The following is a 24620-nucleotide window of genomic DNA, read 5'->3' as shown; positions in this document are numbered from 1 at the left end:
CAACTCGGGGCTGAATAAAACAGCCCCGGTTGCTTAACGATTTGCTTGAAGGCTCAACCTACGCGGTAGTTCGGCGCTTCTTTGGTGATCTGCACGTCGTGGACGTGGGATTCGGCCATGCCGGCGCCGGTGATCCGCACGAACTCAGGCTTGGTGCGCATCTCTTCGATGTTGGCGCTACCGGTGTAGCCCATGGAAGAACGCAGGCCGCCCATCAGTTGATGGATGATGGCGCTCAGGGTGCCCTTGTACGGAACACGCCCTTCGATGCCTTCCGGAACCAGCTTCTCGGCGCCTGCCGAAGAGTCCTGGAAGTAGCGGTCGGAGGAACCTTGAGCCTGGGACATGGCGCCCAGCGAACCCATGCCGCGATAAGCCTTGTACGAACGGCCCTGGAACAGTTCGATCTCGCCCGGTGCTTCTTCGGTACCAGCGAACATCGAGCCCATCATCACGCAGGAGGCACCAGCAACGATGGCCTTGGACAGGTCACCGGAGAAACGGATGCCGCCGTCGGCGATCAACGGAACGCCCGTGCCTTCAAGGGCAGCGGCGACGTTGGCGATGGCACTGATTTGCGGGACGCCAACACCGGCGACGATACGGGTGGTGCAGATCGAGCCAGGACCGATACCGACCTTGACGGCGTCAGCGCCAGCTTCGGCCAGGGCCTTGGCGGCAGCGCCGGTGGCGATGTTGCCGCCGATGACCTGCACTTCAGGGAAGTTCTGCTTGACCCAGCGAACGCGGTCGATCACGCCTTTGGAGTGGCCGTGAGCGGTGTCGACCACCACCACGTCAACACCGGCATTGACCAGGGCTGCAACACGGTCACCGGTGTCTTTACCGGTACCGACGGCAGCGCCGACACGCAGGCGACCTTGATCGTCCTTACTGGCCAGGGGGTAAGCCTTGGCTTTTTCGATGTCGTTGACGGTCATCATGCCTTTGAGGGCGAACTTGTCGTCGACGATCAGCACGCGTTCGATACGGTGCTTGTGCAGCAGCTCGCGAACGTCGTTCTTGTCGGCGCCTTCCTTGACCGTGACCAGACGCTCTTTAGGCGTCATCACTTCACGGACGCTGGCGTCCAGACGGTTTTCGAAACGCACGTCACGGGAAGTGACGATGCCGACCAGGTCGCCATCGTGCAGCACCGGAACGCCGGAAATGTTGTGCAGGCGGGTCAGTTCGAACAGGTCACGGACCGTGGCATCAGCCTCGATGGTGATCGGGTCTTTTACGACACCGGCTTCGAACTTCTTGACCTTGCGGACTTCGGCAGCTTGCTGCTCGATGGTCATGTTCTTGTGGATGATGCCGATGCCACCTTCCTGAGCCATGGCGATTGCCAGACGGGCTTCAGTGACGGTGTCCATGGCGGCAGAAACCAGAGGAATGTTCAGCTCGATGCCACGGGTAAGGCGGGTTTTGAGACTGACTTCGTTAGGAAGCACCTCGGAATAACCGGGCACTAGGAGAATGTCGTCGAATGTCAGAGCTTCTTGGCTGATACGCAGCATCGCGGGGGCTCCCGAGCGGGAAAATGGAAGCGCGCCATTATAGTCAGACACCCCTTCGGGTTCAATGTAAAACTCTGTCTATTAGCGACGCAGTGATCGACGGAGGTTTTGGTGGGAGCAAGGCTTGCCCGCGATGGCGTCCTGGAGATCGCCATCGCGGGCAAGCCTTGCTCCTACAGTTCCACTTTTACCCAGCTCACCGGCTGGTCCAGCCAATCGGCAAACTCATCGAGAAATGCCTGCTTGAACCCGGCCTCCGCCCAATTGTTGAAAATGAATCCCAGGTTGGAGAAACCGCACTCCTGCAGGAACAGAAAGCCGTTGATGTCATCTTCATGCCCGCACTCGGGGCAGGTGAAGTTGTCGGTGCGCGCCGGCATCCAGTCTTCCAGGCTTTCAAACAGGGCCTCACCGATTTCCTTGCGGCACTCGGCGCAACCCGCCTCGCCCAGAAACCCCTTGGCCGGCGTATAAATGCAGCGCTTGGTGATGATCTCCAGGCCATTGATCGGCTCGCCGAACGGCAGGGCATCCGGGTACAGGACCACGTCCCGCGCGCCTTCGCCGATGGCGTGGGCCATGCGGTTGCCCGTGCGGCCGCACGTGGTGAGTTCTTCCTTGATGATGTTTTTGCGCACCAGCCAACGCACGATCGCCCGGGCCCGGGGCTCGTGCACCGGCAGTGTGGAGATTTTCGGGACGATGATGCTTTGCGAATTCATGAGGTACAGGCCTGGAGCATTAATAGATGACCTGTAGGAGCGAGCCTGCTCGCGATGGTCGTTAACGATAACGCGGGGAGTCTGGTTCCCCGCGCTGCTCTTGAGTCCATCGCGAGCAGGCTCGCTCCTACAGGTAAGGCAATGGCGCGATGCCCATAGAAGGTATAGGCCCGCCAGAGCAGTTTTTACAGCTCGACGACAACAGCCTGAGAGGCACGGGTCGCTTTGGCCCGGGCGGCTTCGATCGACTCGTCGCGCGCCAGCGCCACACCCATGCGGCGCTGGCCGTTGACTTCAGGCTTGCCGAACAGACGCAACGCGGTATCCGGCTCGCTCAATGCAGCGCCGAGATTGGCGAAAGCCGTCTGGGTAGACTGCCCTTCCACCAGGATCACCGCCGAAGCCGAAGGCCCGAACTGGCGCACCACCGGGATCGGCAGGCCGAGGATCGCCCGTGCATGCAGGGCAAACTGCGACAGGTCCTGGGAAATCATCGTGACCATGCCAGTGTCGTGCGGCCGCGGCGAGACCTCGCTGAACCACACCTGATCGCCTTTGATGAACAGTTCGACGCCAAACAGGCCACGACCGCCCAAGGCTTCGGTAACGGCTTTGGCCACACGCTCGGATTCCGCCAGGGCAATCGGGCTCATGGCTTGTGGCTGCCAGGATTCCTGGTAGTCGCCCTTCTCCTGACGGTGGCCAACCGGCGCCAGGAACGTAGTGCCGCCGACGTGACGCACGGTCAGCAGGGTGATTTCGTAGTCGAAATCGATGAAGCCTTCGATGATCACCCGACCTTTGCCGGCACGGCCGCCTTCCTGCGCGTAGTCCCAGGCCTTCTGTACGTCATCGACGCTGCGCAGCAGGCTCTGGCCTTTGCCCGAGGAGCTCATGACCGGCTTGACCACGCACGGGAACCCGAGGTCTTCGACAGCCTTGCTGTAATCCTCGAAGGTGTCGGCGAAATGGTACGGCGAGGTTGGCAGGTCCAGCTCTTCGGCGGCCAGGCGACGGATACCTTCGCGGTTCATGGTCAACTGCGCGGCGCGGGCAGTCGGGATCACGGTGAAACCTTCGGACTCCAGCTCTACCAGGGTCGCCGTGGCGATGGCTTCGATTTCCGGCACGATGAAGTGCGGCTTCTCGGCTTCGATCACCGCACGCAGGGCCGCGCCATCGAGCATGTTGATCACGTGGCTGCGGTGGGCAACCTGCATCGCCGGCGCATTGGCGTAGCGATCCACGGCAATCACTTCAACGCCCAGGCGCTGCAGCTCGATCACCACTTCCTTGCCCAACTCGCCACAGCCACACATCAATACGCGGGTCGCGGTGGGCGACAATGGAGTTCCGATACGGGTCATCTGAAGGTCCTCAAGCAGCGGATCATCGAGGATACGGCGCAATAGGCGCGATCCATGGGGAGAAAGCGCGGCATTTTACATGAACCGCGGGGTTTGGCTTCAGCTGACGACAGCCTGTTTGCGCAGGCGCCAGGCCATGATCAGCCACACGGCGGTGACACCGGCGAACTTCGAGCCCAGGGCGGTGAGAATCACGCCGGGGGTCAGCGCATCGATCATGCCGAAGAAGATAAAGGTATCGAGGGGAATGCTCAGGGCCGAACTTATCCACAGGCGATCATGCAATGGACGTTTGGTGAGGCTGAACACCAGCCAGTCGATGCACTCGGACACCGCGAACGCCGTGGCGCTGGCCAGGGCGATGGACGGATCGGAGGTGACGTAGGACAGCACCAGCGCCGCCAGCATCGCCGCCATCGCACCGTGGCCAAAGCGGGTTTGCACCATGTCGCGCAATACGAACACCAGTCCGCCCCAGGCCGACCAGATGATGTCCAGGTGCGGGGCGGTGGAAAAGGCGTAGTTGATCAGTACGACGCTGCTGATGTAGGCGATGAGGAAGAGCATGGAAGTACCTGTCAAATTGGCGCACAGGGTACTTCAGAGGGGGCTGTGGTGTCAGCGCTGACGCCATCGCGAGCAAGCTTTGCTCCCACAGATTGGAGCGTCGCGCAATAATTTGATCGATACAAATCCGTGGGAGCAAAGCTTGCTCGCGATGGCCACACCTCAATTTCCCGGTTTTGCCCCGATCATCCACACCAACCCACTGGACTTGGCCCGTTCATGACACAACTCCAGCACCTTGCGGCGCTCTGTGTTGTCCATCCGGCTCCAGCGGGTGATTTCTTCCACCGTGCGCTGGCAACCTGTGCAAATATCATCGTCATCCAGTGCACAGATGTTCACGCAGGGCGATAACACGGGGCGTTCTGGCGTGCTCATTCTTCCTGCTCGACCAGATCGCGGGCGTAACGCTGCGAGTTGTGCACATAGTGGGCGGCACTGGCTTCCAGCATCTTCTTTTGCGATTCGGTCAGTTCGCGCACCACTTTGCCCGGTGAGCCCATCACCAGCGAACCGTCGGGGATTTCCTTGCCTTCGCCGATCAGCGAATTGGCGCCGATGATGCAGTTCTTGCCGATTTTCGCGCCATTGAGAATCACCGCGTTGATACCGATCAGGCTGTAGTCACCCACAGTGCAGCCGTGGAGCATGGCGTTGTGGCCAATGGTCACACCGGTGCCAATGGTCAGCGGGTAGCCCATGTCGGTGTGCATCACGGTGCCGTCCTGGACGTTGCTGTTCTTGCCGATCAGGATCAACTCGTTGTCGCCGCGTAGCACGGCGTTGAACCAGACGTTGGCGCCCTCTTCCAGCTTGACCTTGCCCACCAGCACGGCATTGGGTGCGACCCAGCTCTGTGGGTGGGTCTTGACACGGGCGTCGCCCAAGCGGTATTTCATGGTGTTGTCCTCAAGGCATCGCGTGTTCAGGCCATTCAGGTGATGGCTTCAGGTATTGATAAAACTTTTAGGCGGTTGGTGCAGGCTGATGTTGGCGTCATAAAGCAAGTTGATCAACTCGACGACCATGATCGCCGTCAGGCCCCAGATCTTGTACTCGCCATAACGATAACTCGGCACGTACCAACTGCGGCCCTGGTAATCGATGCGATGGGTGTGTTCGCGCGGGTCTTTGCGGAAGAACTCCAGAGGGACGCTGAACACCGCGGCGATTTCAGCATCATTGGCCTGGTATTCGACGAAATCCGGGATCACCCCGACATAGGGTGTGACCTTGATACCGTGCAGGGAGATCAGCGGGCTCAGCGGGCCGATCACTTCGACCAGTCCCGGCGGCAGGCCGATCTCTTCCTCGGCTTCGCGCAGGGCGGTGAAAATCAGGTCAGGGTCTTCGGGGTCACGCCGGCCACCGGGGAAGGCGACTTCGCCACCATGGGTCGAGAGCCCGCTGGCACGCAATGTCAGTACCAGCTCCGGCTCGTCACTGCGGGTAATGGGCACCAGTACGGCGGCCTCGGGGAAACGTCGGTCAGTCTCCAGCGTTCGCGGTGTATGGTTGCTTACCCGATGCAGTAGCTCGTCCAGCATGAGTGTTCTCGATCTGTGCCTTACCCCGCATCATGCACCAATCGCTTCGGTCGCCCAACCCCCCCGGACAGCGGCGTGTCGCTAAACGACAACTTGCCGACAGACACCGTCGCACGCCAAGATAGGCGCAGCATTCAGGAACCCAAGCATGAAATTTTGCAGCCAGTGCGGCAACCCGGTGACCCAGCGCATTCCCGAAGGCGATTCGCGCCTGCGTTTTGTCTGCGACAGTTGTCACGCCATCCATTACCAGAACCCCAATATTGTCGCCGGTTGCGTAGCCACCTGGGGCACCAGGGTCTTGTTGTGCCGGCGCGCCATCGAGCCGCGCCGGGGTTACTGGACCCTGCCGGCCGGCTTCATGGAAAACGGCGAGACCATCGAACAGGCAGCCATTCGCGAAACCGCCGAGGAAGCCTGCGCCCGGGTGCGCAACCTGAGCATCTATACGCTGATCGATGTGCCGCATATCAGCCAGGTGCATGTGTTTTTCCGCGCCGAGCTGGCGGATCTGGACTTTGCTGCCGGTCCCGAGAGCCTCGAAGTGCAATTATTCGACGAAGCGGACATCCCTTGGGACGAGCTGGCTTTCCGCACAGTGGGCCGTACCTTAGAATGTTTCTTCGCTGACCGGCGGGCCGAGGTCTACCCCGTAAGGTCCGAATCGATCCCGCCGCTTGCTCAGCCTGCCAACTAAAAAACATCTATAAATAAATAGTCGCGACACCTCCTGGGGAATCGTTTCAATGCGCTGGTTGCTTGCCCTGTTTTGCCTGTCGTTCGTCGCTGTGTCCCAGGCTTCTGCCGTGGAGCCACTGGACGGCAAGGTCATCGAGAAAATCCTGGTTCTCAAGTCTGCCCACCAATTGCAATTGATCAATGACGGCAAGCCGCTCAAGACCTATCGCATTTCCCTGGGCAAACGCCCCAAAGGGCCGAAACTGATGGAGGGCGATAAACGCACGCCGGAAGGTTTCTATTGGATCGATTGGCGCAAGACCAGTGACCGCTTCAACCTGGCGATGCACATCTCCTACCCGAACATCAGCGACTCCGCCCGCGCCCGTCGCGAAGGTGTCGACCCTGGCGGCATGATCATGATCCATGGCACGCCAGACACCGAAGACAATCCTGAGGATCTGTTCCACACCCTGGACTGGACCGACGGTTGCGTCGCCATGCGCAACATGGACATGCGCGAACTCTGGAACCTGGTGCCGGACGGCACGATGATCGAAATCCGCCCATAACGACGACCTTTCGTCGCCCTCGAAAAAAACAAAATCAAAAGATCGCAGCCTTCGGCAGCTCCTACGGGGTAGATACCATTCCCACCTGCAGGAGCCGCCGAAGGCTGCGATCTTTGCTTTAAAAACCCTGACACACCGCCTTCGCTGGCAAGCCAGCTCCCACAGGTTTCTCGGATGTACACAGCATTTGTGTACAACATAAAACACTGTGGGAGCTGGCTTGCCAGCGATGAGGCCCTGATTATCAGCACAACACCCAGCGCATAAAAAAACCGCTGAAATCACTTTCAGCGGTTTTTCATTTCAGCGGCCAGGAAGATCAGAAATCCTCCAACCGCCACACCTCATAAGCCGGCGTCTCGTAGGGATGGCTCTGTTTCAGAGCCGCCACTACCGAGCGAATCAACTCATCGGCCACCACCAGCTCAACCTTCCATTCCTCGACCTGCTCGACCTGCCCCGCCTCGCCAATGAACGGCTGACTGCCGTCCAATGGTCGAAACTGACCAAGCCCCAGCACTTGCCATGCACAGTGGTCGTAAGCACCGATCCGTCCGCCACCAGCGGCGAATACGGCACTTTTGACCAGCTCGACATGACTGTCGGGAACGAAAAAACTGAGCTTGTACACGGCTCTTAGTTCACCCACACGCGAGCATTACGGAACATGCGCATCAGTGGTGCATCTTCGTTCCAGTCATCCGAACGCCACGAGTTCTGCACGGCGCGGAACACACGTTCCGGGTGCGGCATCATGATGGTCACGCGACCGTCGCGGCTGGTCAAACCGGTGATCCCGCGCGGCGAGCCGTTCGGGTTGGCCGGGTAGCTTTCGGTGACCTTGCCGTGGTTGTCGACAAAACGCATCGCCACGCAACCGGACAGATCGGCTTCCAGCAACGCTTCTTCGCTGGCGAATTCCGCATGGCCTTCACCGTGGGCGATGGCGATCGGCATACGCGAACCGGCCATGCCTTGCAGGAAGATCGAGTTCGACTCCTGGATCTGCACCATAGCCACACGGGCTTCGAACTGCTCGGAACGGTTACGCACGAAGTGCGGCCAGAGCTCGCTGCCCGGGATCAGCTCGTGCAGGTTGGACATCATCTGGCAACCGTTGCACACGCCGAGGGTGAAGCTGTCATTACGCTCGAAGAAGCCCTGGAACGCATCGCGGGCACGGCTGTTGAACAGCGCCGACTTGGCCCAGCCTTCACCGGCACCCAGTACGTCGCCGTAGGAGAAACCGCCGCAAGCGACCAGGCCCTTGAACTCGTTCAGGTCGACACGGCCGGCCAGAATGTCGCTCATGTGCACGTCAATCGCGTTGAAACCGGCGCGGTCGAACGCAGCCGCCATTTCCACCTGACCGTTGACGCCCTGCTCACGCAGTACGGCAACCTGTGGGCGGATGCCTTTCTTGATGTAAGGCGCGGCGACATCCTGGTTGACGTCGTAGCTGAGCTTGACGCTCAGACCCGGGTTGTCTTCTTCCAGCAGTACGTCGAATTCCTGATCGGCGCAGTCGGCGTTGTCGCGCAGACGCTGGATCTGGTAGCTGGTCTCGGCCCACTGGCGTTGCAGCAGGCGACGCTGGCCTTCGAACACGGTGTCGCCGTTGAAGGTGATGCTGATCTCGCCATTGTTGATTGGCTGACCGACCACCGACACGCACTCGCCCAGGCCAGCGGCGCTGAACTGCGCGAGGATGTCCGCGGTGGAATCCTGGCGAACCTGGATCACGGCGCCCAGTTCTTCGTTGAACAGGATCGCGGCGATGTCGGCAGAGGTTTCGGCCAGACCGTCGAGGTTCAGGCTCAGGCCGCAGTGACCGGCGAACGCCATTTCCACCACGCTGGTCAGCAGACCACCGTCGGAACGGTCGTGGTAAGCCAGCAGATGACCATCGGCGTTGAGGCCCTGGATCACCGCGAAGAAGGCTTTCAGGTCTTCGGCGTCATCGACGTCCGGAGCCTGCTTGCCGAGCTTGCCGTGAACCTGGGCCAGGATCGAGGCGCCCATGCGGTTCTGGCCACGACCCAGGTCAATCAGAATCAGGTCGGTGGTGCCCTTGTCCATGCGCAGTTGCGGGGTCAGGGTCTGACGGATGTCAGTCACTGGCGCGAAACCGGTCACGATCAGCGACATCGGCGAGGTGACGGACTTGTCCACGCCTTCGTCGCTCCAGCGGGTGGCCATGGACATCGAGTCCTTGCCCACCGGAATGGTGATGCCCAGCTCCGGGCACAATTCCATGCCGACCGCTTTCACAGTGTCGTACAGACGCGCGTCTTCACCCGGGTGACCGGCGGCGGACATCCAGTTCGCCGACAGCTTGATGTCGGAGATCTTGCCGATGCGCGAGGCTGCGATGTTGGTCAGGGTTTCGCCGATGGCCATGCGGCCCGACGCCGGAGCGTCCAGCAGTGCCAGCGGAGTGCGCTCGCCCATGGCCATGGCTTCACCGGTGTAGACGTCGAAGCTGGTGGCGGTGACGGCAACGTCGGCCACCGGAACCTGCCACGGGCCGACCATCTGGTCACGGGCCACGAGGCCGGTGATGGTGCGGTCGCCGATGGTGATCAGGAAGCTTTTGCTGGCCACGGCCGGGTGATGCAGAACGCGCTCGACGCAGTCGGCGATGTTCAGGGTCGACGGATCGAAGTCATCACCCAGTTCGGCTTCACGCACCACCGAACGGTGCATGCGTGGCGCTTTACCCAGCAGCACTTCCAGCGGCATGTCCACCGGGCTGTTGCCGAAATGGCTGTCGGTGACGGTCAGTTGCGGCTCGGCAGTGGCTTCGCCGACCACGGCGAACGGGCAACGCTCGCGTTCGCAGATCGCCTTGAAGCGCTCGAAGTCAGCCGGGCCGACAGCCAGAACGTAACGTTCCTGGGATTCGTTGGACCAGATTTCGTGCGGGGCCATGCCCGGCTCGTCGTTTGGAATGTTGCGCAGTTCGAAACGGCCACCGCGGTCGCCGTCGTTGACCAGTTCCGGGAAGGCGTTGGACAGACCGCCCGCACCCACGTCGTGGATGAAGCTGATCGGGTTCTTGTCACCCAGTTGCCAGCAACGGTCGATGACTTCCTGGCAGCGACGTTCCATTTCCGGGTTTTCGCGCTGTACCGAAGCGAAGTCCAGGTCTGCCGAGCTGGTGCCGGTGGCCATGGAGGAAGCTGCACCGCCACCCAGGCCGATCAGCATCGCCGGGCCGCCGAGCACGATCAGCTTGGAGCCGACGACGATCTCGCCTTTCTTGACGTGTTCTTCACGGATGTTGCCCATGCCGCCGGCCAACATGATCGGCTTGTGGTAACCGCGAACTTCATCACCATGAGGTGTGGAGATCGATTGTTCGAAGGTGCGGAAGTAACCGGTCAGCGCCGGACGGCCGAACTCGTTGTTGAACGCCGCGCCGCCCAATGGGCCTTCGATCATGATGTCCAGCGCGGTGACGATGCGCTCGGGCTTGCCGTACGGCACTTCCCACGGCTGTTCGAAGCCAGGGATCTGCAGGTTGGACACGGTGAAACCGGTCAGGCCGGCTTTCGGCTTGGCACCACGACCGGTCGCGCCTTCGTCACGGATCTCGCCGCCGGAACCGGTGGACGCACCCGGGAACGGGGCAATCGCGGTCGGGTGGTTGTGGGTTTCAACCTTCATCAGGATGTGCACCGGTTCCTGCACCGCGCCGTACTGGCGGGTCTCAGGATCCGGGAAGAAACGCCCGGCCACGGAACCGACGATCACCGAAGCGTTGTCCTTGTAAGCCGACAGAACGCCTTCGTTGTGCATCTGGTAGGTGTTCTTGATCATGCCGAACAGGCTTTTTTCCTGGCTCTGGCCGTCGATGTCCCAACTGGCGTTGAAAATCTTGTGACGGCAGTGCTCGGAGTTCGCCTGGGCGAACATCATCAGTTCGATGTCGTGCGGGTTGCGCTTCAAGCCGACGAAGGCGTTGACCAGGTAGTCGATCTCGTCCTCAGCCAGGGCCAGGCCCAGCTCGGTGTTGGCTTTCTCCAGCGCGGCGCGGCCGCCACCCAACACGTCGATGGCGGTCAGGGGCTTGGGTTCGGCGTGGCTGAACAGGCCGGCAGCCTGCTCCAGGTTGCCCAGGACGATCTGGGTCATGCGGTCGTGCAGACCGTCAGCGATCAGCTGAGCGTCAGCGTCGCTGAATTGGCCGGCCACGTAGAACGCAATGCCGCGTTCCAGGCGCTGGATTTTCGCCAGGCCACAGTTGCGGGCGATGTCACTGGCCTTGCTCGACCATGGCGAGATGGTGCCGAAACGCGGCAACACCAGGAACAGACGACCGGTCGGTTCTTGTACCGGAACGCTTGGACCGTATTTCAGAAGGCGCGCAAGCACCTGCTGTTCGTCGCCGGTCAGGACGCCGGTAACTTCGGCGAAGTGAGCGAATTCAGCATACAGGCCACTGACAGCCGGAACCTTCTGGCTCAGTTGCTCAAGGAGCTTGCTGTGGCGAAAGGCAGAAAGGGCAGGAGCGCCGCGCAGGATCAACATCTTCGGGACAGCCTCGGGAAGGGGTGTGCTTTGAGGCCGTGCATTCTAGCCTAAACAGCCCGCGACATCACCCGAAACGCTACGCACGGTTGCACTCGGATGCCAATCTGTGTTTCTGCCTCGAAAGTCAGGTTAACCGGGCGTGTGACGATAGCTTATTTTTACCGTAACAAAATGTAGAAAAGGCCCATTCTTGCGGGGTTTCGGTCGGTTTTGTGATCGCTAGCAGACTAGCCCTTCGCTGTCGAGATATGGCGCCCGTGGTCCTTTGCGTATACTGCGCAGATGTTTTCCCCAACGGCTTTACGTCCGCGGTACGCCAAATGGCTGATCGCAACCGGACTCTTCCTGATGCTCGGTGGCTGTGTTGATAAACCCAACACGCTCGAGCGCGTAAAGGAGGATGGTGTGCTGCGGGTGGTTACCCGTAACAGCCCCGCCACCTACTTTCAGGATCGCAACGGTGAAACCGGCTTCGAATACGAGCTGGTGAAGCGCTTCGCCGACGATCTGGGGGTGGAGCTCAAGATCGAGACCGCCGACAACCTGGACGACCTGTTCAATCAGGTAGGCAAGCCAAACGGCCCGGTGCTGGCGGCTGCCGGCCTGGTCAGCAGCGAAGAACGCAAGAAGCAGGTGCGGTTTTCCCACTCCTACCTGGAAGTCACTCCGCAGATCATCTACCGCAACGGCCAGTCCCGCCCTACCGAGGCGAAGGATCTGGTGGGCAAGAAGATCATCGTGCTCAAGGGCAGCACCCACGCCGAACAACTGGCGCAGCTGAAAAAGAAGTTTCCCGGCATCGAGTACGAAGAATCCGACGCGGTCGAGGTCGTCGATCTCCTGCGCATGGTGGACGAAGGTCAGATCGACCTGACACTGGTCGATTCCAACGAAGTCGCGATGAACCAGGTGTATTTCACCAACATCCGGGTCGCCTTTGACCTGGGTGACGCCAGTGAACAGAGCTGGGCGGTGGCGGCCGGCGATGACAACAGCCTGCTCAACGAAATCAACGACTACCTCGACAAGGTCAAGAAAAACGGCACCCTGCAACGCCTCAAAGACCGCTATTACGGGCATGTCGACGTCCTTGGCTACATGGGCGCCACCACTTTCGCCCAGCACTTGCAACAGCGCCTGCCCAAGTATGAACAGCATTTCAAGGCGTACGCCAAAAAGGAAAAAGTCGATTGGCGCCTGCTGGCGGCGATCGGTTACCAGGAATCCCTGTGGCAACCGGCCGTGACGTCCAAGACCGGCGTGCGCGGCTTGATGATGCTGACCCAGAACACCGCGCAGGCCATGGGTGTGTCCAACCGTCTCGATCCCAAGCAGAGCATCATGGGCGGCGCCAAGTACCTGGCCTACATGAAAGATCAGCTCGACGAGTCGATCCAGGAACCTGACCGCACCTGGTTTGCCCTGGCAGCCTACAACGTTGGCAGCGGACACCTGGATGACGCACGCAAACTGGCGGCCAAGGAAGGGCTCAATCCCAACAGGTGGCTGGACGTAAAAAAGATCCTGCCGCGCCTGTCCGAGAAGAAGTGGTACAGCAAAACCCGTTACGGCTATGCCCGTGGCGGCGAGCCTGTGCACTTTGTGGCGAACATTCGTCGCTACTACGACATCCTGACCTGGGTCACGCAGCCGCAGCTTGAAGGCGATCAGGTCGCCGAGGGCAACCTGCATGTTCCGGGGATAGACAAGACCAAGCCCGCTCAGGAAAACCCGCCGCTCTAAAGCCGCCCCAATCAAAACTGTGGGAGCGAGCCTGCTCGCGATGGCTGAGTGTCAGTCGACATCAATGCTGGATGTCAGACCGCAATCGCGAGCAGGCTCGCTCCCACATTGGTTTTGTATTGTCTCTTAGGCTTTGGCGGCAGCCGCCAGGATCAGCGCCTTCATCTCCGACACCGCCGACTTGAAGCCAACGAACAACGCATGGGCCACCAGCGCATGGCCGATGTTCAGTTCGTTGATGCCCTTGATCGCCGCCACGGCCTCGACGTTGTGATAGTGCAGGCCATGGCCGGCGTTGACGATCAGACCTTGGGCCAGGCCAAACGCCACGCCATCGGCGACACGTTTCAATTCTTCAGCCACTTCGGTCGGCGTCTCGGCGTCAGCATATCGGCCGGTGTGCAGCTCGATGGCCGGCGCACCGACTCGACGGGAGGCCTCGATCTGCCGCTCATCGGCATCGATGAACAGCGACACTTCCGAGCCGATCTTCGACAGGCGCTCCACAGCAGCCTTGATCCGCGCTTCCTGCCCTGCTACGTCCAGACCACCTTCAGTCGTCAACTCCTGACGGGTTTCCGGCACCAGGCAAATGTGCGCCGGCCGGATGCGCTCGGCGAACGCCATCATTTCTTCGGTGACGCCCATTTCGAAGTTCATGCGGGTTTGCAGCACATCCTTGAGCAGCAGCACGTCGCGCTCCTGGATGTGCCGACGGTCTTCACGCAGATGCACGGTGATGCCGTCAGCGCCCGCCTCTTCCGCATCCAGTGCTGCCTTGACCGGGTCCGGGTAGCGTGTGCCCCGTGCCTGACGCAGGGTGGCAACGTGGTCGATGTTCACGCCAAGAAGAATGCGGGTGCTGGTGGTCACGGAAGCGCTCCAGAAGAAGAGAAAGTTCGGTGCACAGCATACGGGGTGATCAGGGCTTGCGAAACAGCTCACGACTGACAAGTGGCCGACCGCCCAAATGAACTGCCAGCGCCTGACGCATCAAACGCTTGGCTGCAGACAATGCACCGGGGGCAGACCAGTCGGCATCGGCCATGGCCAGCAGCTCGATGCCATGGAACAGCCCCGGTTGCAGCAGGTAGACCCGCTCCAGCCCGGCATCCACTTGCAGGCGATATAGACCATCCGGGGCGATGGGCTCGCCATGCATATCGGTATCAAGGGCAAAGCCATAGCCGAGATCGCTGAGCAATCGCCATTCGAAGGAGCGTAACAACGGCTCCAGCGGACGACCTTCGGCCAGGGCCAGCAAAGTCGCAGCGTAGTGATCGAATACGCCGGGAAGAGGGTCTTCGGCGGGCAACAGGCGAATCAGCAGTTCATTGAGATACAGGCCACTGAACAGCGCCTCGCCATTAAGCCAGGTGGAAACGCCGGCACTTTCCATGCGCCCGACATTCTTCAACTCGCCACGACCGCGAAACTCGACTTCCAGTGGCACGAACGGCCGCGCCAGCGTCCCGGCCTTGCCCCGCGCACTGCGCAACACCGCCCGCAGCCGACCTTGCGGCGTGAGGAAATCCACCAGGGCGCTGCTTTCGCGGTAGGCGCGGGAGTGGAGCACGTAGGCGGGTTGGCCAATTGGTGGGGTTGAGGACATGGACGTCAGGGTTCTCAATGAAGAAACGCAGATTTATAAACAACCCAAAACCACTGTGGGAGCGGGCTCGCCCGCGATGGCGGACTTACATTCAACCTCTCTGCTGAATGTTACATCCTCATCGCGGGCAAGCCCGCTCCCACAGGTTTCTACGGTGTAGCGCAGGCTGTGTTTACAAGTCGCCGTAACCCAACGAACGCAGCGCGCGCTCGTCATCGGACCAGCCACCCTTAACCTTCACCCAAAGGTTAAGCATGATCTTGGAGTCGAACAGCAGCTCCATGTCCTTGCGCGCCTCGGTGCCGATGCGCTTGATGCGCTCGCCCTTGTCGCCAATGATGATTTTCTTCTGGCCATCACGTTCGACGAGAATCAGCGCATGAATGTGCAGGGTTTTCCCCTGCTGCTTGAACTCTTCGATTTCGACGGTGATCTGGTACGGCAGCTCGGCGCCCATCTGGCGCATGATTTTTTCACGCACCAATTCAGCGGCCAGGAAGCGACTGCTGCGGTCTGTGATCTGGTCTTCCGGGAAGAAGTGATCGTTTTCCGGCAGATGATCAGCGATCACTCGCTCCAGCGCATCGAGGTTGTGCCCGTGCTGAGCCGAAATCGGGATGATCTGTGCGTTCGGCAACTGTTCCTGCAACCAGGACAGGTGCGGCATCAGCTCGGCCTTGTCCTCAATGCGGTCGGTCTTGTTCAGCGCGACAATCAGCGGGCCGGTCACGTATTGCACGCGCTCGAGGACCATCTGGTCCTCTTCGGTCCACTTGGTGCGGTCAACCACGAAGATCACCACGTCGACGTCTTTCAACGCCGCCGAAGCGGTCTTGTTCATGTAGCGGTTCAGGGCCTTCTCGCCACCCTTGTGCATGCCGGGCGTGTCGACGTAGATCGCCTGCACATCGCCTTCGGTCTTGATGCCGAGCATGTTGTGACGGGTGGTTTGCGGCTTGCGCGAGGTGATCGCCAGCTTCTGACCCAGGATATGGTTCAACAACGTGGACTTGCCCACGTTCGGACGGCCGACGATGGCAACATAGCCACAGCGAGTTGCGTTTGTATCAGTCATTGCCATTCTCCACACCCAGGGCAATCAGTGCTGCGGCGGCCGCTACCTGTTCGGCAATACGACGGCTCACACCCTGACCTCGGCTTTTTTCATTCAATAAGATGATCTCGCATTCGACGAAAAACGTCCGGCAATGCGGTTCACCCTGGATATCCACCACTTCGTAACGCGGCAGCTCACAACCACGGGACTGCAGAAACTCCTGCAGACGGGTTTTCGGATCTTTGTTGGTATCGACCAGCGTCAGGCCTTCGAACTCGCCGGCCAGCCAGGCCAGGACGCGCTCGCGTGCCACTTCCATGCCGGCGTCCAGGTAGATCGCACCAATCAACGCTTCCAGGGCATCGGCCAGAATCGACTCACGGCGAAAACCGCCGCTTTTCAGCTCACCCGACCCCAGGCGCAGGTATTCGCCCAGATCGAAGCCACGGGCCAGCACGGCCAGGGTCTCACCTTTCACCAAGCGCGCGCGTAAACGCGACAACTGGCCTTCGCGCGCCAACGGGAAGCGATCAAACAGCGCCTCGCCGGCGACGAAGTTGAGGATGGCGTCACCGAGGAACTCCAGGCGTTCGTTGTTGCGCCCGGCAAAACTGCGGTGAGTCAGTGCCAGGACCATCAGTTCCTGATCCTTGAAGGTGTAGCCGAGCTGACGCTCGAGACGGCTTAAGGAGACGCTCACGGTTTACCCACGCTGAGTTCGTGGTTGGATTCCACCGCCATCGCCGGGAGTCGACGCAGGCTTGGGACAATTAACGCTGTGTTCAAAAATAACGTCCTGAATATCATTGGCTTCATGCTTCTGTCGCCGATTGTGCCGACTCCAGAAATGCATTCGGCGCTGTGTTCAACAGCGCCGTGTTTGATTACTGGATCAGGCCAACCCGCGAGAAATTCGGCAGGTGACTGAGTTTGGGTTCCGGCCAGCTCATCCAGACTGCAAAGGCCTTGCCGACGATATTCTTGTCGGGAACCATGCCCAGCAGATCCTTGGGAATGTTCGGATCATCCCAGTAGCGACTGTCGTTGGAGTTGTCGCGGTTGTCGCCCATCATGAAGAAGTGCCCGGCAGGCACGGTCCATGTACGGTCCGGCGTTGCGCGGTAGCGGCTCATTTCCTTGCGGATCAGATGCTCGGCGGCGCCAAGTTTTTCCTTGTACAACTCTGCGCTGCCCAAGGTGCCTGGTTCGGAGCCCACCAATTGCTCGGCAATCGACTGACCATTGACGAACAGACGCTTGTCGGCGGTGTAGCGAACCTGATCACCCGGCAAGCCTACGACACGCTTGATGTAGTTGACGTTCGGATCGCTCGGATAGCGGAACACCATCACATCGCCGCGTTGTGGCTCACCGACTTCGATGACTTTCTTGTCGATCACCGGCAAGCGGATCCCGTAGGAAAACTTGCTCACCAGGATGAAGTCGCCGACATCCAGGGTTGGCTTCATCGAACCGGACGGAATCTGGAACGGTTCCACCAGGAACGAACGCAGCACCAGCACGATGAACAACACCGGGAAGAACGATTTGCCGTACTCGACCAGCAACGGCTCCTTGTTCAGCTTCTCGACCACCACACTATCAGGCTGACTGACGCTGCCCTGATAGGAGGCAATGGCAGACCGCCGACGCGGCGCCAGGAACAGCACATCGAGCAACGCCAACAGGCCGCAAACGAACACGGCGATGACCAGCAACAGCGGGAAATTTAGTGACATAGGACCTAGCTATCCAACCTGAGCACCGCAAGGAAGGCTTCTTGTGGAATTTCCACGTTACCGACCTGCTTCATGCGTTTTTTACCGGCCTTTTGCTTTTCCAGCAGCTTTTTCTTACGGCTGACGTCACCACCGTAGCATTTGGCCAATACGTTCTTTCTGAGCGCCTTGACGGTTGTCCGCGCCACAATCTGCCCGCCAATGGCGGCCTGGATTGCCACGTCGAACATCTGCCGCGGAATCAGATCCTTCATCTTCTCGGTCAACTGGCGACCTTTGTAGTGCGAATTGTCACGGTGCACGATCAGCGCCAGGGCGTCGACCTTGTCACCGTTGATCAGCACGTCCAGTTTCACCAGGCTGGCCGATTGGTAACGATCGAAATGGTAGTCCAGAGAAGCATAGCCGCGACTGGTGGATTTCAGACGGTCGAAGAAGTCCAGCACCACTTCGTTCATCGGCAGGTCGTAAGTCACTTGTACCTGGGAGCCGAGGAACAGCATGTCTACTTGCACACCGCGCTTTTCGATGCACAGGGTAATGACGTTACCCAGGTGCTCTTGCGGCACAAGGATATTGGCGCGCACGATCGGCTCGCGCATGTCTTCGATGGCGGACAGGTCCGGCAGCTTGGACGGGTTATCGACGTAGATCGTCTCGCCGGTCTTGAGCAGCAGTTCGAAGATTACCGTCGGCGCCGTGGTGATCAGGTCCAGGTTGTACTCGCGCTCGAGGCGCTCCTGGATGATTTCCATGTGCAGCATGCCGAGGAAGCCGCAACGGAAGCCGAAGCCCAGTGCGTCGGAGCTTTCCGGCGTGTATTGCAGCGACGAATCGTTGAGGGTGAGTTTTTGCAGCGCCTCGCGGAAGTCTTCGAAGTCGTCGGAGCTGACCGGGAACAGGCCGGCGTAGACCTGCGGCTGGATGCGTTTGAACCCCGGCAGCACGTCGACGTCCGGCGTCGAGCTCAAGGTCAGGGTGTCGCCCACTGGCGCCCCGTGAATGTCCTTGATGCTGGCGATGATGAAGCCCACTTCACCGGCCTTCAGGTCGGCGGTCGGGGTGTGTTTCGGGTTGAAGACACCGACGCTGTCCACCAGGTGGATCTTGCCGGTGGACTTGACCAGGATCTTGTCGCCCTTCTTCACGCGGCCATGGCGCACGCGAACCAGGGACACGACGCCCAGGTAATTGTCGAACCAGGAGTCGATGATCAGCGCTTGCAGCGGGTCTTCGATGTTGCCGGTCGGCGCCGGAATAGTGGTCACCAGGCGCTCGAGCACTTCATCGACGCCCAGACCGGTCTTGGCAGAGCAGGTGACCGCGTCGGTGGCATCGATGCCGATGATTTTTTCGATTTCTTCCTTGACGCGCTCCGGATCGGCCTGTGGCAGGTCGATCTTGTTCAGCACCGGCATCACTTCCAGGCCCTGTTCGATCGCCGTGTAGCAGTTGGCAACCGACTGCGCCTCTACACCCTGACCGGCATCGACCACCAGCAGCGCACCTTCACAGGCTGCGAGCGAGCGGCTGACTTCGTAGGTGAAGTCAACGTGGCCGGGGGTGTCAATGAAGTTCAACTGGTAGTTGATACCATCTTTGGCTTTGTAATACAGGGTGACGCTATGCGCCTTGATGGTGATTCCGCGCTCACGCTCAAGGTCCATGGAGTCCAGTACCTGGGCTTCCATTTCACGCTCGGCCAGGCCGCCGCACATCTGGATGAAGCGATCGGCCAGCGTCGACTTGCCATGGTCAATGTGGGCGATGATGGAGAAATTGCGGATATGACTCAAATCACTCACGGATCAACACTCAAAAAGGCTGCAGGCATAGCCCGCCGAAAAATAGCCGGGAATTGTACCTGATCCGCGGCGCAAGCGTCACGTTCACAGGTCAGACGGCGCGTACAAAAACGCCCCGGTCTTGCGACAGAGGCGTTTTTTCATCACGAGCAAGGTCGGGAAAAACCCGTCATCAACCTGCTCGACGCAGTAACCAGAGCCCTGCCAAGGCACAAACACCGGTTGGCACCAGTACCGAAAACAATGGCGAAAAGCCAAATACCAGGCTCGAAGGCCCCAGCAGATCCTGAACAATACGGAAAGTGAACCCCACCAGCACACCGGTAAATACCCGCTGGCCGAGGGTCACCGAACGCAATGGGCCGAAAATGAAGGAAATGGCCATCAGCACCAGGGCTGCCGTCACTACAGGTTGCAGAACCTTTACCCAGAATGCCAGCCAGTACCGGCCATTGCTCAGCCCCTGATCTGCCAGGTAGTGGATGTAACCCCACAGGCCACTGACCGACAGCGACTCCGGTGCCAGCACAACGGTGCTCAGCAATTGCGGGCTCAACGCCACGCCCCAGCGCTCGACCGGGGCAGTAACCACTTCAGTGCTCTTGTCGTGGAACAACGTCGTGGTGACGTCCGTCAATTGCCAGTGATCCTGGTCGAAGTCCGCACGCTTGGCAAAACTCGCCGAGAGCATATGCCGCTCATTGTCGAAGCGATAACGGGTCACACCGTACAAAATACCGTTTGGCTGCACCGAGTTGATGTGGATGAACTCATCACCCTGACGGTGCCACAGGCCGTGCTTGGCGCTTTGCGCATCGCCGCTGCCCTGGGCCAGCGAGCGATTGGCCTGAGCCATGTTTTCGGTTGGCGGGGCGACGTACTCGCCAATCAGTACGCCGGCAAGCATCAACACCAGCATTGGCTTCATGACCGCCCAGACGATTCGACCGATGGACACGCCAGCGGCGCGCATGATGGTCAACTCACTGTTACTGGCCAGCGAGCCCAGACCGATCAGGCACCCGATCAGTGCCGCCATCGGCAGCATGTCGTAGAGACGGCGTGGCGCGGTCAGCGTCACATAGCTCAGGACATCGAGCAGGGTGTAGGTATCGCTGACTTCACCCATCTCGTCGATGAATGCGAACAGGGTCGCCAGACCGAGAATGATCCCCAGCACGGCCAGAATCGATATGAGTACGCTGCTACCGATGTAGCGATCCAGCTTAACCACGGGCCACCTCCAGCGCGCTGCGGCGACTCGCCCTCTTCAAACGCAAGGGTTCCCAATAAAGCAGGCCCAGACCAATGGCCAGGAATATCCCGTGCACCCACCACAAGCCCATCACCGCCGGGATCTTGCCTTTATCGAGGGCGCCGCGAGCAGCAATCAGGATGGTCAGGTAAGCCATGTAAAGAAGAATCGCCGGCAGCAATTTGAGGAACCGGCCCTGTCGCGGGTTAACCCGCGACAGTGGCACCGCCATCAAGGTCACGACAAACACCAGCAACGGCAGCGATATACGCCATTGCAGTTCGGCACGCAGACGAATGTCATCACTGCCGATCAAGGCGCGGGTTGTCATCGCATCGCGGTCGGTAACTTCGTCGCTGACGTCCGGCTTTGGCAGCAATACACCGTACTCGTCGTACTTGATCGCCCGGTAATCGGCCTGCCCCGGATTACCGTCATAGCGATAGCCATTATCGAGGATCAGATAGCGGTTGCCATCCGGGCGGATTTCCTGGCGCCCCTTTTCGGCCACCAGCACGGAAATCCCGCGATCCTTGTTATTGGCACCGATGTTTTTCTGAGAGATGAACACGCCACCCAGATTGATGCGATCGTCCGACATGCGCTCGGTGTAAGTCACCCGGGTACCGTCGCGCAGGGCCTGGAAACGACCTGGCTCAAGGGTATCGAATTCGGTCAAGGCATCCTGTTTGTTCAGCAATAACTGGAATTGATTGGCACCCTGTGGTGCCAGGCTCAGACTCAGCCAGGCCACTAGGAGGGCGACCAGGGTGGCCGGAAACAGCGTCATGAAAAACAGACGCTCCTGACTCATGCCCGTGGCCGAGAGCACGGTCATCTCGCTTTCGAGGTACAGGCGACCATAGGACAGCAGGATTCCGAGAAACAGCCCCAGCGGCAGGATCAGCTGGAGAAACCCGGGCAGGCGAAAGCCCATGATCAGGAACAGTGAGCCCGGATCCAGCAGGCCCGAGGCCGCTTGCGCGAGGTATTTGATGAAACGACCGCTCATGATGATGACCAGCAGCACGGCACTGACGGCGCTCAAGGTCAACAAGACTTCGCGGGAAAGATAACGGAAGACAATCAAACCAGACACTCCAGGGTTGTCAGGCTAGGGCGGCCAAACAAGCAAACATATCAGACCGGCTCGCTAGCAGAGCCGCTGAAAAAAGATGGCGCATTATCCTGTGATTGGGTGCGCCTGTCACTGCGCAATGCATCTCCCCCATGTAGGAGCGAGCCTGCTCGCGATAGGCATCAACGATGACGCGGGCTGTCTGAAAGCCAGCGTTGCCCGGACGTCCATCGCGAGCAGGCTCGCGCCTACATTAATGTTGTCGAGGGTTGTCAGGCGCCTCTGGCGAGGTTCAAACTGCGGCCTTCGTCGCCGATCGGTATCGGCGCCTTTCTATTTAAATGCACGCAAGCGACGCGCACCCACTGTCGAGCGCTTGCGAGTTGACCATCAATTCAGGGACCCGGACATGGAACTGGTTGTAAAAAGCGTTAACCCGGAAACGTTGAAGACCGCCACACTGGTGGTCTCCGTCGCCGAAGGCCGCAAGCTCGGCGCTGCCGCCAAGCAACTCGATGAGCTCAGCGGCGGAGCAATCAGCGCCGTTCTCAAGCGCGGCGATCTGGCCGGTAAAGTTGGCCAGAGCCTGCTACTGCACAGCCTGCCGAACCTGAAAGCCGAGCGCGTGCTGCTGGTGGGCGTGGGCAAGGATGAAGAACTGGGCGATCGCCCGTTCCGCAAAATCGTCGCCGGCCTGCTCAATACCCTGAAAGGCCTGGGTGGCAGCGACGCAGTCCTGGCCCTGGACGAAATCGTGGTCAAGGGCCGTGACAGCTACGGCAAGACCCGCCTGCTGGCCGAAACCCTGGTCGACGGCGAGTACCAATTCGACCAGTTCAAAAGCCAGAAAGCCGAACCCCGCGCCCTGAAGAAAATCACCCTGCTGACCATCAAGGCCGCCCAGGCTGAAGTGCAACGCGCCGTGACCCACGCCACCGCGATCGCCAACGGCATGGCCTTTACCCGTAACCTGGGTAACCTGCCGCCGAACATCTGCCACCCGACGTTCCTTGGCGAGCAAGCCAAAGACCTCGGCAAAGAATTCAAGGACCTGAAAGTCGAAGTCCTCGACGAGAAGAAGATCAAGGCACTGGGCATGGGCTCGTTCTACGCCGTCGGCCAGGGCAGCGCCCAGCCGCCGCGCCTGATCGTCATGCAATACAACGGCGGCAAGAAGTCCGAGAAGCCGTATGCACTGGTCGGCAAGGGCATCACCTTCGACACCGGCGGTATCAGCCTCAAGCCTGGCGCCGGCATGGATGAAATGAAATACGACATGGGCGGCGCCGCCAGCGTGTTCGGTACGCTGCGTGCCGTGCTCGAACTGAAACTGCCGATCAACCTGGTGTGCATCCTGGCCTGCGCCGAGAACATGCCGAGCGGCAACGCTTCGCGCCCTGGTGACATCGTCACCACCATGAGCGGCCAGACCGTGGAAATCCTCAACACCGACGCCGAAGGCCGTCTGGTGCTGTGCGACGCCCTGACCTACTCCGAGCGCTTCAAGCCACAAGCGGTGATCGACATCGCCACCCTGACCGGTGCCTGCGTGGTTGCCCTGGGCTCCCACACCTCGGGCCTGCTGGGCAACAACGACGAACTGATCGGTCAACTGCTGAGCGCCGGCAAGGCCGCTGACGACCGCGCCTGGCAACTGCCGCTGTTCGATGAATACCAGGAACAGCTGGACAGCCCGTTCGCCGACATCGCCAACATCGGCGGTCCGAAAGCCGGCACCATCACTGCTGCCTGCTTCCTGTCGCGCTTCACCAAGAACCTGAACTGGGCGCATCTGGACATCGCCGGCACCGCATGGACCAGCGGCGGCAAGGACAAGGGCGCCACTGGCCGTCCGGTTCCCCTGCTGACCCAATACCTGCTGGACCGCGCCAAAGCCTGAAACCGATGACTTCGGGCAGCGTCACTCTCGGGTGACGCCGCCTGAAGCTCAGGAACCGCAATGACCAAAGTCGACTTCTATATCCTGCCCAGCGCCGATCCTTCGGCACGGCTGGATTTCGCCTGCAAGCTCACCGAAAAAGCCTGGCGCATGGGCCACCGTGTCTATCTGCATTGCAGCGACGCCACTCAGCGCGATGATCTCGACGCGCGCCTGTGGGCCTTCAAGGGCGAAAGCTTCGTGCCCCACGGCCCCGCTGAAAGCGAACCGGACAGCCTGATCGTGTTGGGTTTTGGCGATGATTGCGGCCAGCACCAGGATTTGCTGGTCAACCTCGACCTGAAGGTCCCGGCCTTTGCCCAACGCTTTGCCCGCGTGGCGGAAGTGGTGGTCGAAGATCCGGTGATCCGCCAGGCCGCGCGGGAGAGTTTCCGTTTCTACCGCGAACAGGGCTATCCTCTGCAAGATCACCGTTTACAGCGACTCTGAGCCTTCCGATGGACACTCCAAAACCGCTGCAAAAGTCCGCGCACCTGCTGGACGACCTTGAGTCGATCCGCCAATTGCTCGGCGATGACAACCTGCAACCACCGCTGCTGACCGACACGGTCGAAGAAGGTGACCAGGAACAGATTCCCATGCTGTTCGACACTGTCAGCGAACCCGCGCCGACCGTCGAGCCGACACCTCCCGAGCCTGCCGCCGAACCGGCGCCCAGCGCCAGCAAGAACGCCGACGCCTTGCTGTACCTCGACAGCGAACTGCGTGCCGCCGCGCAATTGATCATGCAAGACGTGATCGACGACTTCGCGCCGCACATCGAAACCGAAATCAAACGCCGCCTCAGCGCGCGGCTGGAGCGGTTGTTGAGTCAGTACAACGATTGAACTGTTACAGCGTGCGACTCTTCTGTGGGAGC

Annotated in this window: 23 protein-coding genes; 6 read left to right on the top strand and 17 right to left on the bottom strand. The window is 60.1% G+C overall.

What is annotated here, in order from left to right; all coding sequences use genetic code 11:
* Positions 1-53: 53 nt before the first annotated feature.
* The 7 genes from guaB to GPL81_RS10770 form a co-directional block, all read right to left on the bottom strand.
* Positions 54-1523 carry an IMP dehydrogenase gene (gene guaB, locus GPL81_RS10800; RefSeq protein ID WP_077047833.1) on the bottom strand — a complete coding sequence of 490 codons (1470 nt, stop codon included), beginning with the start codon at positions 1521-1523 and terminating at the stop codon, positions 54-56.
* 173 nt (positions 1524-1696) lie between these two features.
* Positions 1697-2245, bottom strand: coding sequence for a sugar ABC transporter ATPase (locus GPL81_RS10795; protein WP_160106708.1), 549 nt, complete (start codon positions 2243-2245; stop codon positions 1697-1699).
* A 185-nt stretch (positions 2246-2430) separates the two neighbouring features.
* Positions 2431-3612 carry a formate-dependent phosphoribosylglycinamide formyltransferase gene (purT, locus tag GPL81_RS10790; protein WP_096513283.1) on the bottom strand — a complete coding sequence of 394 codons (1182 nt, stop codon included), beginning with the start codon at positions 3610-3612 and terminating at the stop codon, positions 2431-2433.
* Between the two features lie 99 nt (positions 3613-3711).
* Positions 3712-4179, bottom strand: a complete 468-nt coding sequence (locus tag GPL81_RS10785) for a VUT family protein (RefSeq protein ID WP_160106707.1) — start codon at positions 4177-4179, stop codon at positions 3712-3714.
* 162 nt (positions 4180-4341) lie between these two features.
* Positions 4342-4557 carry a DUF1289 domain-containing protein gene (locus GPL81_RS10780; RefSeq protein WP_160106706.1) on the bottom strand — a complete coding sequence of 72 codons (216 nt, stop codon included), beginning with the start codon at positions 4555-4557 and terminating at the stop codon, positions 4342-4344.
* Positions 4554-5078: a gamma carbonic anhydrase family protein gene (locus tag GPL81_RS10775; protein WP_160106705.1), complete on the bottom strand. Its 525-nt coding sequence runs from the start codon at positions 5076-5078 to the stop codon at positions 4554-4556. Before GPL81_RS10775 ends, GPL81_RS10780 begins: the two co-directional genes overlap by 4 nt.
* Positions 5079-5126: 48 nt before the next feature.
* On the bottom strand, positions 5127-5726 hold the full coding sequence (locus GPL81_RS10770) for a CoA pyrophosphatase (protein ID WP_096513286.1): 600 nt from the start codon (positions 5724-5726) through the stop codon (positions 5127-5129).
* Positions 5727-5874: 148 nt separating this feature from the next.
* Here GPL81_RS10770 and GPL81_RS10765 point away from each other — a divergent pair, with 148 nt between their 5' ends.
* Together GPL81_RS10765 and GPL81_RS10760 are read left to right on the top strand one after the other, a co-directional pair.
* Entirely contained in the window at positions 5875-6423 is a 549-nt protein-coding gene (locus GPL81_RS10765; protein ID WP_096513287.1) for an NUDIX hydrolase, read from the top strand.
* A gap of 49 nt (positions 6424-6472) precedes the next feature.
* Positions 6473-6976 carry a L,D-transpeptidase family protein gene (locus GPL81_RS10760; protein ID WP_096513288.1) on the top strand — a complete coding sequence of 168 codons (504 nt, stop codon included), beginning with the start codon at positions 6473-6475 and terminating at the stop codon, positions 6974-6976.
* 319 nt (positions 6977-7295) lie between these two features.
* Here GPL81_RS10760 and GPL81_RS10755 read toward each other — a convergent pair whose 3' ends face one another.
* Entirely contained in the window at positions 7296-7607 is a 312-nt protein-coding gene (locus GPL81_RS10755) for a YqfO family protein (RefSeq protein ID WP_096513289.1), read from the bottom strand.
* Positions 7608-7612: 5 nt separating this feature from the next.
* On the bottom strand, positions 7613-11509 hold the full coding sequence (gene purL / locus GPL81_RS10750) for a phosphoribosylformylglycinamidine synthase (protein WP_160106704.1): 3897 nt from the start codon (positions 11507-11509) through the stop codon (positions 7613-7615).
* 285 nt (positions 11510-11794) lie between these two features.
* On the opposite strand from purL, the gene mltF reads away from it, so the two are divergent.
* Entirely contained in the window at positions 11795-13255 is a 1461-nt protein-coding gene (gene mltF, locus GPL81_RS10745) for a membrane-bound lytic murein transglycosylase MltF (protein ID WP_160106703.1), read from the top strand.
* Between the two features lie 126 nt (positions 13256-13381).
* Here mltF and pdxJ read toward each other — a convergent pair whose 3' ends face one another.
* The 8 genes from pdxJ to lptF all read right to left on the bottom strand — a co-directional run bounded on the left by pdxJ (position 13382) and on the right by lptF (position 21813).
* A complete protein-coding gene (gene pdxJ, locus GPL81_RS10740; protein ID WP_096513292.1) occupies positions 13382-14128 on the bottom strand; it encodes a pyridoxine 5'-phosphate synthase in 747 nt (248 codons plus the stop codon).
* Positions 14129-14177: 49 nt separating this feature from the next.
* Positions 14178-14867, bottom strand: coding sequence for a DNA repair protein RecO (gene recO / locus GPL81_RS10735; RefSeq protein WP_160106702.1), 690 nt, complete (start codon positions 14865-14867; stop codon positions 14178-14180).
* Positions 14868-15039: 172 nt separating this feature from the next.
* Positions 15040-15942, bottom strand: coding sequence for a GTPase Era (gene era / locus GPL81_RS10730; RefSeq protein WP_053162286.1), 903 nt, complete (start codon positions 15940-15942; stop codon positions 15040-15042).
* Entirely contained in the window at positions 15935-16624 is a 690-nt protein-coding gene (rnc, locus tag GPL81_RS10725) for a ribonuclease III (protein WP_018927089.1), read from the bottom strand. Before rnc ends, era begins: the two co-directional genes overlap by 8 nt.
* 184 nt (positions 16625-16808) lie before the next feature.
* Positions 16809-17663: a signal peptidase I gene (gene lepB, locus GPL81_RS10720; protein ID WP_160106701.1), complete on the bottom strand. Its 855-nt coding sequence runs from the start codon at positions 17661-17663 to the stop codon at positions 16809-16811.
* 5 nt (positions 17664-17668) lie between these two features.
* Positions 17669-19468, bottom strand: coding sequence for a translation elongation factor 4 (gene lepA / locus GPL81_RS10715; protein ID WP_008020289.1), 1800 nt, complete (start codon positions 19466-19468; stop codon positions 17669-17671).
* A 172-nt stretch (positions 19469-19640) separates the two neighbouring features.
* Complete coding sequence (gene lptG, locus GPL81_RS10710; RefSeq protein WP_160106700.1) at positions 19641-20702, bottom strand: LPS export ABC transporter permease LptG; 1062 nt, start codon at positions 20700-20702, stop codon at positions 19641-19643.
* Positions 20695-21813: an LPS export ABC transporter permease LptF gene (gene lptF, locus GPL81_RS10705; protein ID WP_160106699.1), complete on the bottom strand. Its 1119-nt coding sequence runs from the start codon at positions 21811-21813 to the stop codon at positions 20695-20697. Before lptF ends, lptG begins: the two co-directional genes overlap by 8 nt.
* Before the next feature lie 397 nt (positions 21814-22210).
* On the opposite strand from lptF, the gene GPL81_RS10700 reads away from it, so the two are divergent.
* The 3 genes from GPL81_RS10700 to GPL81_RS10690 are packed head-to-tail and all read left to right on the top strand — an operon-like array spanning position 22211 to position 24588.
* Entirely contained in the window at positions 22211-23701 is a 1491-nt protein-coding gene (locus tag GPL81_RS10700) for a leucyl aminopeptidase (protein WP_160106698.1), read from the top strand.
* 60 nt (positions 23702-23761) lie between these two features.
* On the top strand, positions 23762-24190 hold the full coding sequence (locus GPL81_RS10695) for a DNA polymerase III subunit chi (RefSeq protein ID WP_096513298.1): 429 nt from the start codon (positions 23762-23764) through the stop codon (positions 24188-24190).
* A gap of 8 nt (positions 24191-24198) precedes the next feature.
* Entirely contained in the window at positions 24199-24588 is a 390-nt protein-coding gene (locus GPL81_RS10690) for a DNA polymerase III subunit chi (RefSeq protein ID WP_096513299.1), read from the top strand.
* The last annotated feature ends 32 nt before the right edge of the window (positions 24589-24620 follow it).

The organism is Pseudomonas izuensis (genome assembly GCF_009861505.1).
Lineage (GTDB): Bacteria > Pseudomonadota > Gammaproteobacteria > Pseudomonadales > Pseudomonadaceae > Aquipseudomonas > Aquipseudomonas izuensis.
The sequence above is the reverse complement of the archived record's forward strand: the minus strand, read 5'-3'. Positions and strand labels throughout refer to the sequence as shown.